The following is an 18,610-nucleotide window of genomic DNA, read 5'->3' as shown; positions in this document are numbered from 1 at the left end:
TTGCAGTTGCAGTTGCAGTTGCAGTTGCAGTTGCAGTTGCAGTTGCAGTTGCAGTTGCAGTTGCAGTTGCAGTTGCAAATAACAATGCAACGGCCCCCTAATGAAAATCCCGACTGGAACTTGGCAGTTCCCCCAACCGACCCGTCAGATCCACCAACCGCTGCGCCAGCAGGTGCACCACCCGCCCCTCCCGCTGCACCACCCCATATACCGCCAGCAACCGCGCCGTCAGCAGCTCGCGCCGTTGCAGGTCGGCCAGGTCGCGCCAAATGATCACGTTCACATTGCCGGTTTCGTCCTCCAGCGTAACGAATGTAACGCCGCTGGCCGTGCCGGGACGTTGCCGGCCGACCACGATGCCGCAAGCGCGGCCGAGCTGGCCATCGCGGCGATTACGCAGGTCCACGGCGGTATGCATGCGCTCGCGCGACAACCGCTCGCGCAGCAGGCTGACCGGGTGAGCGCGCAAGGTCAGCGCCATGCTGCGATAGTCGGCGACCAGATCCTGGCCCAGCGTGGGCGGAGTGAGCAGGTCAGGCGCAGCGTCGCTATCGGTGTTACCCAGGTCATGCGCCGGATCGATGCCCGCCACCCGCCAGTGCGCCGCACGACGGTGGCCGGCCAGCGCTTCCAGCGCGCCGGATTCGGTCAGCGCGGCCAGCGCGCGCTTGTCCAGTTGCGCCAGCCGCTGCAATTCATCCACCGAGCGATACCCCCCCGCCGGGCGCGCCTGGGCCACGCGCAGGCCGACCGCTTCACCCAGGCCGTTGATGCGGTTGAAACCCAGCCGGACCGCTGGCTGCGGCTGACCGTTGTCCTCCAGCGTGCTCTCCCACTGGCTGATCTGTACGTCCACCGGGCGTACGTCCAGCCGGTGGCGGCGGCCATCCTGGATCAGTTGCGAGGCACTGTAGAAACCCATCGGCAGTGAATTGAGCAGGCCACAGAGGAAAGCCGCCGGCTCATGGCATTTCAGCCAGGCGCTGAAGTAAACCAGGATGGCAAAGCTGGCGGCGTGCGATTCGGGAAAACCATAGTCGGAGAAGCCTTCGATCTGCCGGATGATGCGTTCGATGTACTCGCTGTCGTAGCCCCGCTCGGCCATGCCGTCGCACAGTTGCTGCTTGAAACGCTCCAGCGTGCCGCTCTGCCGCCACGATGCCATCGAGCGGCGCAACTGGTCGGCTTCGCCGGGGGTGAAGCCAGCGGCAACTTCGGCCAGTTTCATCACCTGCTCCTGGAAAATGGGCACACCCAGGGTACGCGTCAGCACGTCACGCACCGCGTCGCTGGGATACTCCACTTTCTCGATGCCATCGCGCCGCCGCAGGTAGGGATGCACCATGCCGCCCTGGATCGGCCCGGGGCGGACGATAGCCACCTCGATCACCAGGTCGTAGAACTTCTCGGGCTTGAGCCGGGGCAGCATGCTCATCTGCGCGCGCGACTCCACCTGGAACACACCGATCGAATCGCCACGCGACAGCATGCGATAGACGGCGGGGTCTTCACGCGGAATGTCCCGCATGGCGAATGGCCGCCCCCGCAGCGCCGAGACCATCTGTAGCGTGCGCCGCAGCGCGGACAGCATGCCCAGCGCCAGCACATCCACTTTGAGCAGGCCCAGCGATTCCAGGTCGTCCTTGTCCCACTGGATCACGGTACGGTCTTTCATCGCGGCGTTTTCGATCGGCACCAGCCGCGCCAGCGGGCCGCAGGCGATGACGAAGCCGCCCACGTGCTGCGACAGGTGGCGCGGGAAACGGCGCAGTTGCCGCACCAGGATCAACAGCATGCGCACCGCACGGCTGTCCGGGTCCAGACCGGCTTCGACCATGCGCTGGCCGAGCAGCGCCGGATCGTCCCACCACGACAGGTTCTTGGCCAGCCGATCGAGCTGGTCTTCGGCAAAACCCAGGGCGCGACCGACATCACGCAGGCTGCTCTTGGTACGGTAGCTGATGACGGTGGCGGCCAGCGCGGCGCGGTCGCGGCCATATTTGGCATAGATGTACTGGATCACCTCTTCGCGGCGATCGTGCTCGAAATCGACGTCGATGTCGGGCGGTTCGCCGCGCTCGACCGAAATGAAGCGTTCGAACAGCAGGTTGCCATCCTCGGGGCGGACTTCGGTAATGCCCAGCGCGTAGCACACCGCCGAGTTGGCGGCCGAGCCACGCCCCTGGCACAGGATGTTCTGCCCACGCGCAAAGGTGACCACGTCGTGGACGGTGAGGAAGAATGCTTCGTAACGCAGGTGTGCCACCAGTGCCAGCTCATGCGCCACCTGCGCCTGGACACGGAGCGGTATGCCTTCCGGGTAACGCACCATCAGCCCTTGCTGCGTCAGTGCTGCGAGGTGCTCGGCGGCGGTGCGCCCGGGCGGTACCAGTTCGGCGGGATATTCATAGGCCAGTTCGGACATGACGAACTGGCAGCGCTCAGCAACACGCAGCGTTTCGGCCAGCAATTCAGGCGGATAGAGCCGCGCGAGGCGGGATCGATTTCGCAGGTGGCGCTCGCCATTGGGAAACAGCGCCAGCCCACATTGCGCCACCGGCCGGCCAACCCGGATGGCAGTGAGCACGTCCTGCAATGGCCGGCGCTTGCGCGCATGCATATGGACATCACCGGCGGCCACCAGTGGCAGGCCAGTGGCCTCGCCCAGCCAGCGCAGTTGCGCCAGCCGGCCCTGATCGTCCGGGCCGTTGACCAGTTCCACGGCGATCCAGGCGCGTTCGGCGAAATGGTTGGCGAACCAGCGCCCATCGTCGGCGTCCGGCGCATCGGACGGCAACCACAGCGCCAGCAAGCGACGGCTCAGGCTTTCCACGTCGTCGCGACTGAGGTGATAGTCGCCTTTTTCGGCATTGCGCCGGCCCAGGCTGATCAGTTCGGACAGGTCACCGTAGGCGTTGCGATCCGGCGCCAGCAGGGCCAGCCGCAAGCCGTCGGCCAGGGCGAACTCGGCGCCCACCAGCAGTTTGAGGCCGCAGTCGCGCGCGGCGACATGGGCGCGCACGATGCCGGCCAGCGAACATTCGTCGGTGATCGCCAGCGCACGGTAGCCCAGCGCATGGGCGCGTTCGACCAGTTCCTGCGCGCTGGAGGCGCCACGCTGGAACGAGAAGTTGGACAGGCAGTGCAGTTCGGCGTAGCCCGGCGCGGGCGTGGCGGGGTGGGTGGGGTTCATGCGAAACACCCGTGCAACCACCAGCCACCGTCGCGGCAGTCGTGGAAGATCCAGTAGCGCGCGCCCGATTCGCCTTGCGCCACGTAGTAGTCGCGCGCGACATCGCCGCCATCCCACCAGCCCGATTCGATGCGCTCGGCGCGCCCCAGGCAGGTCAGCGGCTCCCCATGCCAGGGCCGCTCGTTGCGCCATGGCAGGGGCTGGGGCTCCGGCAGCAGCCAGCCGGGGCGCGGGCCGACCGGCAACGCAGCGGCGGCGGTGCCAGGGGCCGCCTCGCGCCAGGCGCGTTCCGGCCGATGCTCGGGAACGGTGGCAACGCCAATCACGGCGCCCTGCCCCAGGCGCGCGCCCAGGCGGGCCAGCAATAGCTCGGGCAGGCCCTGGCCACCCTGCGGGCCGAACAGGGTAAGCGGCCGGCCGTCGAGCAGTTGCAGGGTGTCGGCAACCAGGGTAACCGAGGTGGCAGGCGCCACCAGTTGTTCGTGGACAATGCGTTCACGCAGCACCGCCAGCCATTCGGCGGCGCGCCGCGTTGGCCGGCCGATACCCACCCGCAGGCCGCTGGCGGGGTGGTCGTCATGGGTAAAGCGGAAGAACAGCGTCTGTACGCCCAGACCACGCCCGGAGAGGAAAGCATCGAGCGCCTCCAGCAGCCGGGCGGCCAGTTTGACGAAGACCTCCAGCGTTTCCACCGGCCAGTCCAGGTCGATGCAGCGTTCGAAGCGGTCGGGCGGAATGAACGGATCGCGCGGATCGGCCGCGTGGCCCAGCGCGCGGTCGAGCGCCAGCGGCAACTGCTTGCCAACGCGCCGGCCCAGCCCGGCGCGAGGCAGCGCCAGCAACTGACCCAGGCTGGCGATGCCGAGTTGCCGCAGCGTCTGCGCCGGAGCCGGCTCCAGCGCCAGGACAGTCAGCGGCAATGACGCCAGCGCGGTCGGCAGTTCGGCCGTGGCCGTCACCGTCGCACCGTCACCGTGGCAGGCCAGCCACTGCGCGGCGAGCGGCGTGGGCGCAACGGCGCTCGCCAGCGCGTAGCCCTGGGCGGCAACGCCTTGCTCCACCTGGGCGCGCAAGGCATCCAGCCCGCCGAAGTAGCGCAGGCAGCCGCCGATTTCCAGCAGCAAGGTCTGCGGCACGGTGGCGACGGTGGGGGTAAAGCGCAGCGCCCAGGCGGCCAGTTGCGTTAGCGCGCTGGCTTCGGCCTGCGGTTTGCGGCGGTGGATGGTCAGCTCGTTGACCAGCGCCAGCGCGGCAGACAGTTTCATATCCGGCTTCAGCCCCAGCGAGGCGGCCAACGCATCGACCAGCGCCAACCGCTCGCCACGCCCATGGCTGGCGACGACGATACGCGGCCGTTGCAGCGCGGTGCCGTCGTCGGGCATGGGCGGGAAGATGTCCAGCGCCAGTTGCGGCAGGTGGATGGCGAGCCAGAGCATGGCGGGGTCTACGCGGCACGACGACGCGGCGTGGCGTCGAATTCGAGCAGGCCGGCATGGCAGGGGAGCGGGCTTTCGGGGCGCGGCCGGAACGAGCTGTCGGGCTGGGTGAGATAAAGCGGCTCACTCAGCGGCGGGCCACGCCGTTTGAGCAGGCGCACGCGCCAGCCGTCGCCCTGGGCGGCCACAGCGAGCCGCAACGGGAATGGCGAGGCCACGCTTTCCGGCGCGCCATGGCGCAGCAGCAGACCCAGCCCGCCACCGCGCCGAGCCGCCAGTTGCAGTCTGCGGGCATGGCGATCATCCAGCCGAGGCCCAGCCCAGCCCAGCACCGCGCCACAGTCGGGTTCGGCCAGCGCCTGCTCCAGTGCCCACAGCGCATCGGCCGCAGTGGCGCGTATCCACACCAGTTGCGCCAGTGGGATACCGGCCTGCGCCCAGGCCGGAGCGTATGGAATCCACGGCGGAGCGACCAGCAGGATGGGGCGCCCTTCTTCCGCCACCCGGCGCAAGGCGGGCAGCAATAACGCCAGCTCGCCCTGGCCGGGCCGATGCAGCAGTTCGTTGATCTGTCCCAGCCCCCAGCCGCCGCCGGGCAACTGGGCATCCAGCGCCGGGTAGCCACTGGGCCGCGCGGTGATCGGCGGGCAGCGGTCGCCACGCCAGACGGCACCCTGGCGTATTGCCTGCTGCAAGGTGTGAGGAGAATCGGGGGGCCGGGACATGATGCCATCTCAAGAGGGATGGCCTTAGTTTATAGAACGAATGTTCTACAACCAAGATGGTGGAACCACCCGGCGACAGTCGGCCAGGCCGTGCCTCAGGCTGCGCTGCCGGCGTTGCCCGCTGGTACCGGAACGGGGGATTCGGCGTCCGTCGCATCGCCATGGATCGGCGCGGCTATGGGGATGTACTGGTTCAATTCGGTCACCGGCACAGGCTTGGCGTAATAGTAGCCCTGGATACAATCGACCTGCCGCCCCACCAGGTACAACACCTGCTCCTTGGTTTCCACCTTTTCCGCGATGGTCTTCATACCCAGTTTCTGTGCCATCTGGATGATGGTGTCGAGCACGCCTTCCGCCGTGGTGCTGGAGCCAATGCCGTTGACGAAGACGCCATCGATCTTCAGGTAGTCGAAGTTGAAGCGGTTGAGATAGCCCATGGAACTGTAGCCAGTGCCAAAGTCATCCAGCGAAATCAGGATGCCTTGCCGATGCAGCCATTCGAAGAAGGTGCTGATCCGCTCGGTCTCTGCCTGCTCGACGAACTGGCGTTCGGTGACTTCCAGCACCAACCGCAGGCCATTCTGTTGCAGGAAGCCGGAGAAACGTTCCAGCGCACCGATCATTTCGGGCTTGTCGAACATGGTGGGCGGTACATTCAACGCCACGGTCCGGCCCACGGGCAGGTGGATGATGTTTTCCAGATCGTGCTGCACCTGCTTGATCAGGCTGAGCGTCAGGCTGTCGATCAATCCCATGCGCTCGGCGTAGGGGATGAATACATCGGGCGCGATATACCCTTCGCCGGGGTTATGCCAGCGTGCCAGGATTTCCACACCCTCCAGCAGCGCGCCTTCGGCGTGGTATACCGGCTGGTAGAAGGGCACGATGTCGTGATTGGCGATGGCCGTGCGCATCATCCGCTCGAAGGAACGGCCGCGTACGTAATAGAAGTTCACCGCCAGCGCCATCAGCAGGCCGATCGCGACGGCAATGAGGTTCCAGGTGACCACGCTGTCGGTCAGGTACATCATCCGCAGCTTGTGGGAGGCCTCGACGAACACCTGGACACCATTCGAATCCCGCACGGACACGAACTGGTTGATGAAAACCGGGGGCGTGTCGGTCATGCCGCCATCGCCATAGACATATTGATCACCCAGCCGCAGCACCACGCTGCGGTAGCGATCCTTGCTCGGCAGATCGACCATATCGCGGAAATACCGCTCGTGCATGATGCTGATCACGCCATCTTGCGCATTGCGCATGTGCACATAGGCGATACCGGGCGCTTCCAGGCCGAACCAGTGACTTTGCAGCAACCGGATGCTACCGGTGCGCAACGCCAGGCCGGGTGCGAACAGTTCGGCGGGGACATCGACCGCGCCCCCCACCGATGAGCAGGTGACCTTGCCGTTGCGCACCACATTGAGCGAGCGCACATAGGGGCTGCTGAGCGCCTTCAGTTGCAGCAACTGGACCGAGCCCAGGAAACAGCCGCGCTGGCTGTAGCGTGCGTCAGCAACCTCCCCGGTGGTGATTGCGGCGGCTTTCAGCGCCAGGGCGGCCTGGGCCTCCACGCTCTGCGCGGTACTGGTCAGCTCCTTGCGCACGGCCAGCGAGGACCAGCCATACATCCCATAGTTGGCCACCAGCAAGGGCACGGCCAGCGCCAGGATGATCAATACCTTGCGCTTGGCCGCGAAACCGCGCTGCGCGCCGCCACCGGGGCGAGGCATCGTGGCCTCGTCCTCCATCTCGGCACGCAATACGGTTCGCTGGAACATATCAAGCATGCTCGCCATAGAGCAGACCCTGTCGGCGGGCCTGGTCGATCGCCTGCACGCGGTTGCGTACCAGCAACTTGGAGTAGATTGATGCCAGATGCCACTTCACGGTGTTGGGGGCGATATCCATGTCCTTGGCAATGCGCTTGTTGCAGATACCGGCCGCCAGGGCGCGCAGGATCTCCAGCTCGCGCGGCGTCAACGAAGCGCTGCCCATGGGGCGCTGCGATACCGGCTGCGTAGCCAACTGGCCCAGCAGGGTATCGAAGTGCGCCTGTTGCGACGGCGTCAGCGCCAGGCCCTTCTGCTGGTTGAGCATGCCCAGCAGGGCCAGGGCATTGGGGCCTTCGTCGAAGAAGGAACGCATCACACCGGTTTCACCGGCCAGGCGCACCGCTTCTCCCATTGCCTCACAGGCGGCGGGCTCGTTGCCTGCCAGGCGCAAGCCCACCGCATACAGGATCAGCAGCTTGTTCTGGCGCCAGCGCCGGCCACTGCGCTCTGCATGCTCCAGCAGCGCCTGCAACAACGCCAGCCCGCGCAGCAGCCAGTCGCCGCCGCTATGCAACATCAGTCGCGCATGCGCCAGTCCCGCGCCTTCTGCATCCTCGGCGGGCGAGAGATGGGCCAGTTGTTCCAGATCGAACGGGGTTTGCAGCAACAGATCGGCATATGCCTGGATCTTGCTTTGATTGCCGGCGTTGATCGCCAGCCGGGCCAGTTCGAAATCGATCATACGCTGGCCTTCCAGGGTCTGCGCCAGCGGGTGATAGTTGGCCAGATCGTCCAGCAGTTGTACGGCGAAGCCGGGGTTGTTGCGCATGGCCGCGATGCGCGCCTCCACCAGCGCCAGCGATAGCACCGACTGGAACGATGCAGCCTTGCGGACCACTTCGCCGTAGCGGTTGAGGAAGCCATCCACCTCGGTCATCCGGCCCAGTTCATAAGCAACCTGCATGCGGAAACCTGCCGAGAACAGATGCAACAGCCCCGGCGCGACATAGCTGTCGGCATGGTTGGTCATGCGATCCACGGAATCGATGTGCGCCAGCGCTTCGACCAGGCGTCCCTGCGTGGCCGCCACGGCGGCCTCCACGTAAAAGATGTTGCCCAGGCCCACCATGTTGCCGGCCGCACGGTGGATGCGCTTGGCCTCCATCACGCATTGCTCGGCCTGGACAAAATCGCTGCGCGAAAGCGCGACCAAGGCCAGCAGCGTGGCTTCCCGGCCGCGCACCAGCGGGTTGCCATGTTCGAGCAAGGAGCGCGATTCCTCGACAACGCGGTTGACGTAGGCGTAGTCCGGCAGCCCGAACTGGCGTATCAGCAGCTCCAGCGAACGCACGCTTTCATTGAAAGCGACATCGTCCGGCCGGCTTCGGCCGACCAGGGCAAGATAGCGCAGCCAGAAACGGGCCTGCCTGCCCTCGCCGGCATAGGCCAGCGCGGTGCCGTACAGGATGCAGAGCATGCGGTGCTGTTTGAGGATGCGTCGCGGCAAGCGGCCGCACCAGTCGATCAGCGTATTGAACTGCGCCCTGACCAACATCGATTGCGCCACCGAATCCAGTACGGCAATGGCTTCTTCATAGGCTTGCGCGCGCAGCAGATAGCCGATGGCATCGTGTGGGCGTTCCTTTTCCAGGAACCAGTGGCCAGCACGCAATGCCAGCTCCCGGGATTCCTGGGTTGGCCGTTCGGCACCGATCCGGCGCAACTGTTCGGCAAACAGCGGGTGATAGCTGTACCAGCCATCGGCACGCGATTGCAGCGGCAACCCCTGTCCGAGCAATTCGTCGATCATCGCCTGGCTGTTGTTGCGCTGGAGCAGGTGATCGCACAGTTCGGCGGTAAAGAGGCAGAGCATGGCGGTATCGAGCAGGAATTCCCGCAGGTTGCGGCTCTGCACTTCGAATACTTCGTCCGCCAGGTATTCGGTCAGCTCCTGCGGCAACAGCGCATTTTGCAGCGGATCGAAGCCTGCGCGCGGCTGGTTGAATGCCAGAGCGATCAGTTGCTGGGCGGCAGGCCAGCCTTCGGTGCGTTGATAGACCAACGCCAGCAGTTCCGGCGGGCAATCCCGCTTGCACACCATCTTGAAGTAGGTATCCGCTTCCTGGCGCGAGAACCGCAGCACGGAGCAATCCAGTTCGGCCAATACCTGCGACACGCGATAGCGCGCCAGGCCGGAGCTGCCCAATACCCGGGTTCCGAGCACCAGCCGCACATGGGCGGGCAGGATGTCGGCCAACAGGGCGATGGGATTGAAGGCCGCTCCCTTGCTCAGCAGTCGTTCGAAATCATCCAGGAACAAGGTGCAGGGAGGCGCTTCGAACAGCAGCTTTTCACCGCCGCCATCCAGTCCGAACAACGCGGCGCGGAGCAGGAGCAACAGGCGTGGCAGGTCGCAATCGGCGGTGTCGATCGACACCCAGGCCACCTGTTCGCCCGCTTCGGACAACTGGTTGTAGAACATGCGCATGCTGAATGTCTTGCCGTACCCGGCCGGTGCGTGCAGCACCGTGATGCGATGAGCGCGCATCGACACCAACCTGGACATCAGTTCGGGGCGTTGCAATACATGCCCGACCAGATCGGGGGGAACCAGCTTTTGTGCAACGGCACGGTATGCCACGTGTTCGTTCATTTTATCCATGCTTCTCTCGATTCGGATGCCAATGACGCCGAAGTGATGCCCCCCACACCGCTTCGGCACTGACTCATCGCGGGCCCGGCTTCTGGTGCCCGCGTGCCCTCTTCAACTGTCCACCCAGCCTGCCCGATGTCGAGCGCTGGCGTGCACAGTCATCCAATGGTTCGTTTTTTGTTGACCCCGCAAGCAGGCAATGCGCCTGGCGATGCACTCAAGGCGCCCCGCTTTGCTCCGGCTTCTACCTTTCCTTCCTCATAGTGTTTGAATCTTTCCTTCACCGACAGCAGATTGCTCTGGATTTGTGCTGAACCACGGCCGCTCTTCTTGCCGCTCAAACAAGCGATCAAACGCGGCACTTGAAATCACAGCCCATGCTTTGGTATTGCCTACTGCTCGAATCAATCTCTCGAGCGGTCGGCTCTGGCAAAAACATCCAAGGACTCTTACCAACAGGAGGGGAGATCATCCCACCCCGCCCCCTACCTTCTTTTTTTAGCTGAAAATCGGATGGAAAGTATTTTAAATCAGTCGATTAGAATCATCCCCTCCCACGGGGGAGGTACATCAGAAGTTTCTCAATTTTGAATCAAAGCGCTTGGGAAAAAAGCCATGCTGCGGTGCAACAAGCAAAACAATTGATGCAGATCAAGAAAATGCCGTTAAGTAAGGCATTGCAACCCGAAATAGTGATTGACGTATTGCTGTGGATGCAAATCTAGATTTTGATAACACATTCCATATGGCATATCCCTTCACGATATAACCATAGGTTTTCACTCAATTTTCAATCCTCACTATCTTAGAAATCTCTTTTCTTTCATTTTCAATGTCATCACAAGCCAATTCAATAAAATCGGGAAATGTAATTGTCAGAGGCTGGATTGGCCGGAAACGAAAGCAAAAGGTGCAAGTTATCAACGCCGGTTATTTCATCACGAAACCATATTTCTAATCTCATAAGGTTTGTATAAGCAAATTAAAAGAAATCATGATTATGCCACGGATGTAGTTTCAATCCTGAAGCCAATGGTGGCCCTACATGTTGTAAATGACTGACATTCCCCTCCCACGGGTGGGCAGGTGGCGGGCGATCAAAAAAGGCTTGCATCCCTCTATGGGGAGACAAGCCCTGGGAAATGGATAAGCAGCCCCCCGTAGCACGTCACGGATCGTGCACGCTTATCGCTGACCGGGGATGCCGGAACCTCCCGCGCCCGGCTGTCCCCCTTGGGGAGGAGCGCAATGGCGCGCGGCTCAGGCCAACTCGGCACGGCGCGGGCTGGGGTGCCGCAGCAGATGCCAGGCCGCCAGCGTGCGATCCAGCAACACCAGGCCCTCTTCGATTTCCGCCGCAGTGCTATTCAACGCCGGCATCATGCGCAGGCAGTTCGCGCGTGGCGCATTGAGCAGCAGCCCCTGGGCACGCGCTTGCTCCACCAGCACCGGTGCATCGCCATCGGGCAGCACCAGGGCCAGCAGCAACCCCTGCCCGCGCACTTCACCCAGGCCATGGCGGGCCGACAACCGTTCCAGGCCCGCATGCAATTGCCGGCCACGTTCACGCACGTTGTCCAGGAACGCCGGCTGGGCGATCACATCCAGCACCGCGGCGCCCACCGCGCACGCCAGCGGCGCGCCGGAGAATGTGCCCCCCTGGTCCCCCGGCTCGAAGCAGCAGTACTGCTGGCGCGCGAGCAAGGCGGACAACGGCACGCCGCCCCCCAGGCCCTTGCCCAGTGTCATGATGTCCGGCATCACGCTGTAGTGCTGATAGGCAAACAGCTCGCCTGTCCGGCCGCAGCCCGTCTGTACTTCGTCGAAGATCAAAATCAGCCCGTGACGGTCGCATAGCGCGCGCAACCCATGGATGAATGCCTCGCTGGCGGGAATCACGCCGCCCTCGCCCTGCACCGGCTCCAGCATGATTGCCACGGTGGAAGGACCGATCAGCGCCGCCACGCTCTCCAGATCGTTGAACCCTGCCTTGGGAAAGCCCGGCACCTGCGGCGGATAGTAAGTGTCCCAGCCGGGCTTGCCAGTGGCGGACATCGTGGCCAGCGTGCGCCCGTGGTAACCGTTGGCGAAGGTGATGATTTCGTAGGCGCCATCCTTGTGCAGCCGGCCCCACTTGCGTGCCAGCTTGATCGCGCCTTCGTTGGCTTCGGCCCCGGAATTGATGAAGAACACCTGATCGAACACGCTGGCGGCAACCAGCTTTTCCGCCAACGCCAGCAATGGCGGGTGATAGAAACCCGGACTGGCGTTGAGCAGCGTCGAGGACTGTCGCGCCAGCGCCGCCGTCACCACCTCGGGCGAGTGGCCCAGCGCGTTCACCGCCCAGCCCTGCACCCAGTCCAGATAAGCCAGCCCGGCCTGGTCATACAGCCAGGCGCCCTGGCCACGCACGAAGACGAGTTCGGGGCGGATCACGGTATTCATCAGGCATTGCTTGCGCTGCAACGGGGACATGACGGCGGTTCCTTTTGGGGGCGGTGGAGAAAAACAAAAAGGGCCACGGTGATTTCCGTGGCCCTTTTCGGGGAAAAGCGGGGAAGGAGGCGTTATGCGCTGGACGCGGCCTCCGGCTCCCGGCCCGTCCACGACGCGCCACGACCGGCCCAGGCTCGGGCTCGTGCGGCGGCTCGTCGTTGTTGCGGAAGGGGGAGGCGGCAGGCGTTCATGAGGTTGATCCTGCAAGATGCGGTGTGGCGCTGTCAATCGTGTTGTGCGCGGCAACATCGAAAATCTCGAACGCGGCGCAGGCGCCAACGCAGATCGCCGGCCACGGTAGCCGGGCGGCGGCGAGTTCCAGTTGTGCGACAAAGCCGGGCCACAATGCCTGCCCCGCGCCGTGGCTCAGGTAATCCAGGCAGCCGGCCAGCACGGGAGCCGTCGCCACGCGACGCGCCAACACCGTTCCGCCCAGGCGCGACCCTTCCAGCGTGTAGAGAGCGCCCCAGCATTCGGCCGCATCCGTCAGCCGCAACGGAACGACACCGCCATCATCGGGCGGTGCCATGCCCAGGCGCACCAGATCGCGCGCCAGCGCTCCCCGGCGGCGGCGAGCCGGCCAGTCCGTCAGCAAGTTCTCGACCCCGGCGGCTTCCAGGCCAAGTTCCAGCGGCCAGAGCGCAGCCGCATGCGCGGCCAGGAAGGCGCGGTAGCCCTCGACGCTCCCCAGATCGAACACCGAAAAACAGGCATCCACCCGCGCGTGGTACGGCGCGGTGGCATGGCGCAGCCGGGCGCGTAACGAATCGTGGCTCATCCGGCGGCACCGCCTTGCAGGAAAGCGCGTTCGATCCGGGTAACGAGATCTGCCTTGCCGAACGGTTTTTGCACCACGTCGATGTCCTCCAGGTCAGCACGGCGCAAATCGGCGTAGCCGCTGATGAACAGGATGGGCAGCCTGGGCCAGCGCTCGCGGACCCGCCGCGCCAGCTCGCCGCCATTCATGCCCGGCATGGCGAAGTCCGCCAGCAGCAGGTCAGGCTGCACGCCTTGCGACAGCAACTCGAGCACCAGGGCGCCACTGCCCACCTCGATCACGCGATAGCCCAGCTCCTGGAGCTGCGTGGCGGTAACTTCGCGCACGGCATTGTCGTCGTCCACCAACATCACGGTGCGCCGCTGGTTGACCACCGGCTCCGCCGGCGCTTCGACGGGGCGCGCGATCTCGCCGCTCGCGCGGGGCAGGTAGACGTTGACCGTAGTGCCCTGCCCCGCCTGGCTCTGGATGCAGACGCCGCCGCCCGACTGCTTGGCGAAGCCGAAAACCTGCGCCAGTCCCAGGCCGGACCCCTTGCCAGGCTCCTTGGTGGTGAAAAAGGGCTCGAACGCCTTGGCCAGCACATCGGGCGGCATGCCGCTGCCCGTATCGCGCACCGACAGCACGACGTACTCGCCGGGCTCGGGCTCCTCCGGCCGGGACGGCGGCTGGGCCAGCGTCTGGTTGGAGGTGGTCAACCACAGCTGGCCGCCGCCCTCCATGGCATCGCGCGCATTGATCGCCAGATTCAGGATGATCAGCTCCACCTGGGTGGGGTCCACCAGCGCCAGCCACGGCTCGCGCGCCAGCATCGTTTCGACGCCGATGCTGCCGCCCAGCGTGCTGCGCAGCAGATCCAGCATGCCGGCGATGGTAGCGTTCAGGTCCAGTACCTGCGGCGCCAGCCGCTGCCGACGCGAGAACGACAGCAACTGCGCGGTGAGCTTGGCGCCCCGTTCGCCCGCCTCGCGAATACGCGAGGCGTACTGTTGCAGTTTGTCCGGCTCCGCACCCTTGCTCACGCCGCGCGCCAGGAAGGCGGCGTTGCTCAGGATCACCGTCAACAGGTTATTGAAATCATGCGCCACCCCCGCGGTGAGCTGGCCGACCGCCTCCAGCCGCTGCATCTGTTGCAGCGTGGCTTCGACCTGCTCGCGCTCTTCGATCTGCCCCAGCAACGCGCGGTTGGCGTGCGCGAGTTCGTACAACGCCAGTTTTTCCAGCGTGATGTCGCGTCCCGAGCCATAGACGCGCCCGTCTTCGGGCACGGCGGTCCAGGCGATCCAGTGATAGGCGCCCCTCCGGTCGCGGCAGCGGTTCTCGAAGCGGGACTCGATCTGCCCGGCCGCAAGCCGCCGCGCCATCGCCCGCGTATCCTCGCGATCCTCCGGGTGAACGATCTCCAGCAATTGCCGGTCGAGCAGATCGCGCTCTTCCCAGCCCAGGGTGTCGCGCCAGGCCGGGTTGAGCGCCAGCACCACGGTATCGGTACCGGCCACCACCAGCAAGTCGCGCGACAGTTGCCAGGTGCGGTCGCGCTCGCGGGTGCGCTCCTTCACCCGGCGCTCCAGCTCTTCGTTCATGTCGCGCATGGCCTGGTCGGCCTGCTTGCGCTCGGTGATGTCCTGGAGCACACCGATGAAGCGCGTGCAGCGGCCGCGTTCGAAAAACGCCTGCCCGCGCGTTACCACCCAGCGCTCCTCGCCCTGGAAGGTGAATATCCGGTATTCAGCGCTGTAGCCGCTCGAACTTTCGATGGTAGTGGCTTCAGCAACCAGCGCCAGCATGCGGGCGCGGTCCTCGGGGTGGACATGCCGGCCGAACAGCTCCAGATCGATTTCGGCTTGCGGCGACAGCCCGAACATCGCTTTGCAGCGACGATCCCAGGTGAGCGTACCCGTCGGCGGCTCGTAGTCCCACATGCCCAGTTGCGCCGCGTCCACCGCAAGCCGGGTGTTGATTTCGCTGGCCAGCAGTGCACTGGCCATACGACGTCGCTCGGCGCGTTCGCCGGAGATCAGCAGCGCGCGCTCCACGGCCTTGGGCAACAGCTTGAGCGACTGCTTGAGCACATAGTCGGTGGCGCCCTGGCGCATCATGTCCACCGCGTGCTCTTCGCCCGACACACCGGATACGAAGATGAACGGCACCTCCGGCGCCTGCTCCAGCGCGATGTGCAGCGCCTTCTCGCCGGAAAACCCCGGCAACAGGAAGTCGGACAGGATCAGCGTGAACGGCCGCCGCGCCAGTGCGGCGCGCAGGTCGGCCTCGCTGGCGACCAGCATCGGATCGAGCGCGTAGCCGGCGCGCTCCAATGCGACCAGCAGCAGCTCCGCATCGCGCGCGTCGTCCTCGATCAGTAACAGGGAAATGGCTTCCAGTCCGGGCATGGTCACTCGGGTTCACTGTCCCGATCCGGCGCCCGCCGGCGCGCGCCCAGCCGGGTGGAGCCGGGCGGTGGCTCGTTCAGCACGGCCCAGAACATGCCCAGGTCGGAGATCGCCCCCAGGAAATCGCGAAACTCCACCGGTTTCACCACGTAGGCATTCACTCCCAGCGCATAGGCGCGCGCCAGATCAGGTTCTTCGCGCGACGAGGTCAGCATCACCGTCGGCACGCTGCGCAGGTCTGGCGATTCGCGTACCACTTTCAGTACTTCCAGCCCATCCACCTTGGGCAACTTGAGATCCAGCAGGATCACCGCCGGGTTGCCGTCAGGCCGCGTCGCATACCGATCGCGGCGGAACAGGTAATCCAGCGCCTCGACGCCGTCGCGCACCACGATCACTTCGTTGGCGAGTTGGCTGCGCTCCAGCGCCACCAGTGTCAGTTCCAGGTCGTTGGGATTGTCCTCCACCAGGAGGATGGGCTTAAGCATGCGATCCTCCACGCACGGCGCGGCGTTTGGGCAAGGCAAAGTAGAAGGTGGCTCCCCGATCCAGCGCACCCTCGGCCCAGACCCGTCCGTCGTGGCGCTCGATGATGCGGCGCACGCTGGCGAGTCCGATGCCGGTTCCTTCGAATTCTTCCATCCGGTGCAGGCGCTGGAACACGCCGAACAGTTTGCCAACGTATTCCATGTCGAAACCCACGCCATTGTCGCGCACGTAGACCACCACCTCGTCGGGGCGATCCTCGCTGCCGATCTCTATCCTCGCGTGCGTGCGCGCGCCCGTATATTTGATTGCATTGGCCACCAGGTTACGCAATGCCAGATGGATGAAAGCCGCGTCCGCCGTCAGGTGCGGCAGGGGATGGATCACCCATTCGATGTCGCGGCCTTCGAAATCGGGGGCCATTTCACGGCGGACCGATTCGATGATGGCATTGAGGTCGATGCGGTGGGGTCGCAGCGCGGAGCGGCCCATTTGCGAGAAGGTCAGCAGGTTGTCCACCAGCGTGCCGGCGAAGCGCACCGACTGCGCGATGTGGTCCAGATAGCGATGGCCGCGCTCGGACAATTGTTTGCCGTCGTAGTTTTCCAGTAGCTCGGCGTAACCGGCGATATGGCGCAGCGGTGCGCGCAGGTCATGCGACACGCTATAGGAAAACGCCTCCAGCTCCTTGTTGGTCTTTTGCAGTTCCTCAGCCATCAGCCCCAGTTCCTCGGCCTTGCGCAGCACGATGCCCAACACCGCGTTGCGCAGCTCCAGCGCGCTGTCGGCCTCGACCTGATCCCATGGCAGGCTGTGCCCGCCCACCGTTTCACGCCACGAGGCAAAGCTGGCGCGCGGCGAGAGGCGGCCATCGGCGTCGGCATCCTTGGCCGGCTGACCGGCCCAGTCGATGGTGCGTACGTGCTCATCGCGAAACCAGATCAGATAATGCGCATGCAGTTCGGAGATCGGCACCGCCATGAAACCACCGATGCGCTGGGCGAGCCCGGGCAATTCCGGCACGTCGCGGCCGACGTTGTCGCTCCGGAACACCTCGCGCGCATCGCGGCCGCGCAGCCAGTCGGCCAGCTCCGCCACCTGCGGCGCATCGGGCGTACGGCCGATCAGGTCGCAGCGCTGGGCCGCCACCACCGCGCCGCCGCAGGCACGGCCGAAAGCGAGGAAAGCATCCTGCACGGCAAGCAGCCCGGCGGCCACGCTGTCGCGATCGGCCATCGCGGACAACATCTGTACGATCAGCCGGCGCAGCTCCAGACGGCGGTCTGCTTCGGCGTGCGCTTCCTTGGCTTCGATCTGCAGCGACACGATGCGCCCCAGCAGTTCGCAGGCGGTCCGCACATGGAATGGCACGGGGTGCGGCGTGGCGTGGTGGCACGAGATCAGCCCCCACAACCGGCCCTCCACCACCAGCGAGATCGACATCGACGCCAGCGTGCCCATGTTACGCATGTATTGCAGGTGTACCGGCGACACGCTGCGCAACATCGAGAAACTGAGATCCAGCGGGGCGCCCGTGGCGGGATCGAACGCCGGCACCAGCGGCGAGGGGCGGTAATCGGCGTCGTGGATCACCCGCAGCCGGTTCAGCAGGTACAGCTCGCGCGCCTGCGCCGGGATGTCGCTGGCGGGAAAGTGTTGCCCCAGATAACTTGGATAGCCATCGGTGTTGGCTTCGGCCAGCACCTGGCCGTGCCCATCGCGATCGAAGCGGTACACCAGCGCGCGGCCAAAGCCGATGATGCGTTGGACCTCTTCGGCCGCCAACTGGCACAGGCGCTCGACGTCATCAGCATGCTGAAGGCGCGCGACGAATGTGCTCACCAGGGGATACATGGTGCTGAAGGCGGGGCCGCCACCGTCCTGCGCCGGCTCGAACTCGGCAATCAGCAGGTCCGCGTAGCGATGTGCCACCAGTTGAAAGCGCCCCATCGCGTCATCGCCGCGACGTAGCGCCAGCTCACCCAGGTAAAAGACACTGGCGTCTTCCTTCACCAGTCCGGACAAGGTAGCCGTGATCGTCTCATCGGGCGCCAGCAGTTCCGCCAGCGTGCGGCCCAGCAACGCTTCGGGTGGCAGGCCCAACCAGTCGGCGACCGAGCTACTGGCGTGGCGAATGCGCAACGACGGTTCTTCCAGCGCCAGCAGAAAGCCATGCGGCTGAATGCTGCCTGGGATGCGGATCGGCTCCTGGGCGCACTGCGCGATACCGGCAGCCAATGATTGCACCTCGGCCATGGACAACTCCTTGAAGACAGGGATTGCGTCGTTCGGGGGTCCGCCACCGGGGCTTCGGACCGAGGCCACCATATGCAAACGCGCGTCATTCTAATTCAGCAGCAGCGCACTGAGCTGAAACGTCAGGACGTTACTGCATGGCAATCACCGCATTGCCGGGATTTTTCACGGGCCGGATGCGGCAAACCGTCTGCCTGGACAGGGGAGCGCCGCCCCCGCAAGCGGGGGTTGGCAAAAACCGATACGCAATCGGCGCAATCCCGCGCAGGTAAGCCCCGGGCCACCCGGCCATCTCGCCCACCGATTGACGCACGCGCCGTGAAGGGCGCGGCAAGACTGGCTTTTCGGAGTCGTCCGATGTCCGCACCCAGGGCAACGGCGCACTCTTGCGCCAAGCCCGGTTGCAAGGGCGACAG

The 18,610-nt window shown here is 65.0% G+C and carries 10 protein-coding genes; all 10 read right to left on the bottom strand.

What is annotated here, in order from left to right; all coding sequences use genetic code 11:
- Positions 1-97: 97 nt before the first annotated feature.
- Positions 98-3,193, bottom strand: a complete 3,096-nt coding sequence (locus tag FAZ21_RS13245; RefSeq protein WP_136773915.1) for an error-prone DNA polymerase — start codon at positions 3,191-3,193, stop codon at positions 98-100.
- Positions 3,190-4,629, bottom strand: a complete 1,440-nt coding sequence (locus tag FAZ21_RS13240) for a Y-family DNA polymerase (RefSeq protein ID WP_136773914.1) — start codon at positions 4,627-4,629, stop codon at positions 3,190-3,192. Before FAZ21_RS13240 ends, FAZ21_RS13245 begins: the two co-directional genes overlap by 4 nt.
- Positions 4,630-4,637: 8 nt before the next feature.
- The gene (gene imuA / locus FAZ21_RS13235; protein ID WP_136773913.1) at positions 4,638-5,354 is read right to left on the bottom strand and encodes a translesion DNA synthesis-associated protein ImuA; all 717 of its coding nucleotides are present in this window, start codon (positions 5,352-5,354) and stop codon (positions 4,638-4,640) included.
- Between the two features lie 95 nt (positions 5,355-5,449).
- Entirely contained in the window at positions 5,450-7,141 is a 1,692-nt protein-coding gene (locus FAZ21_RS13230; RefSeq protein WP_169307390.1) for an EAL domain-containing protein, read from the bottom strand.
- 1 nt (position 7,142) lies between these two features.
- Complete coding sequence (locus FAZ21_RS13225; RefSeq protein ID WP_136773911.1) at positions 7,143-9,797, bottom strand: winged helix-turn-helix domain-containing protein; 2,655 nt, start codon at positions 9,795-9,797, stop codon at positions 7,143-7,145.
- Between the two features lie 1,251 nt (positions 9,798-11,048).
- Positions 11,049-12,263: an acetylornithine transaminase gene (locus tag FAZ21_RS13220; protein WP_136773910.1), complete on the bottom strand. Its 1,215-nt coding sequence runs from the start codon at positions 12,261-12,263 to the stop codon at positions 11,049-11,051.
- A 208-nt stretch (positions 12,264-12,471) separates the two neighbouring features.
- A complete protein-coding gene (locus tag FAZ21_RS13215; RefSeq protein WP_136773909.1) occupies positions 12,472-13,062 on the bottom strand; it encodes a biliverdin-producing heme oxygenase in 591 nt (196 codons plus the stop codon).
- Positions 13,059-15,452, bottom strand: a complete 2,394-nt coding sequence (locus FAZ21_RS13210; protein ID WP_169307389.1) for a PAS domain-containing hybrid sensor histidine kinase/response regulator — start codon at positions 15,450-15,452, stop codon at positions 13,059-13,061. The genes FAZ21_RS13215 and FAZ21_RS13210 overlap by 4 nt, the downstream gene beginning before the upstream one ends.
- A gap of 2 nt (positions 15,453-15,454) precedes the next feature.
- A complete protein-coding gene (locus FAZ21_RS13205) occupies positions 15,455-15,940 on the bottom strand; it encodes a response regulator (RefSeq protein ID WP_136773907.1) in 486 nt (161 codons plus the stop codon).
- Entirely contained in the window at positions 15,933-18,194 is a 2,262-nt protein-coding gene (locus tag FAZ21_RS13200; RefSeq protein ID WP_136773906.1) for an ATP-binding protein, read from the bottom strand. Before FAZ21_RS13200 ends, FAZ21_RS13205 begins: the two co-directional genes overlap by 8 nt.
- Positions 18,195-18,610: the final 416 nt, after the last annotated feature.

Source organism: Chitiniphilus eburneus, assembly GCF_005048205.1.
Classification (GTDB): Bacteria; Pseudomonadota; Gammaproteobacteria; order Burkholderiales; family Chitinibacteraceae; genus Chitiniphilus; species Chitiniphilus eburneus.
The sequence above is the reverse complement of the archived record's forward strand: the minus strand, read 5'-3'. Positions and strand labels throughout refer to the sequence as shown.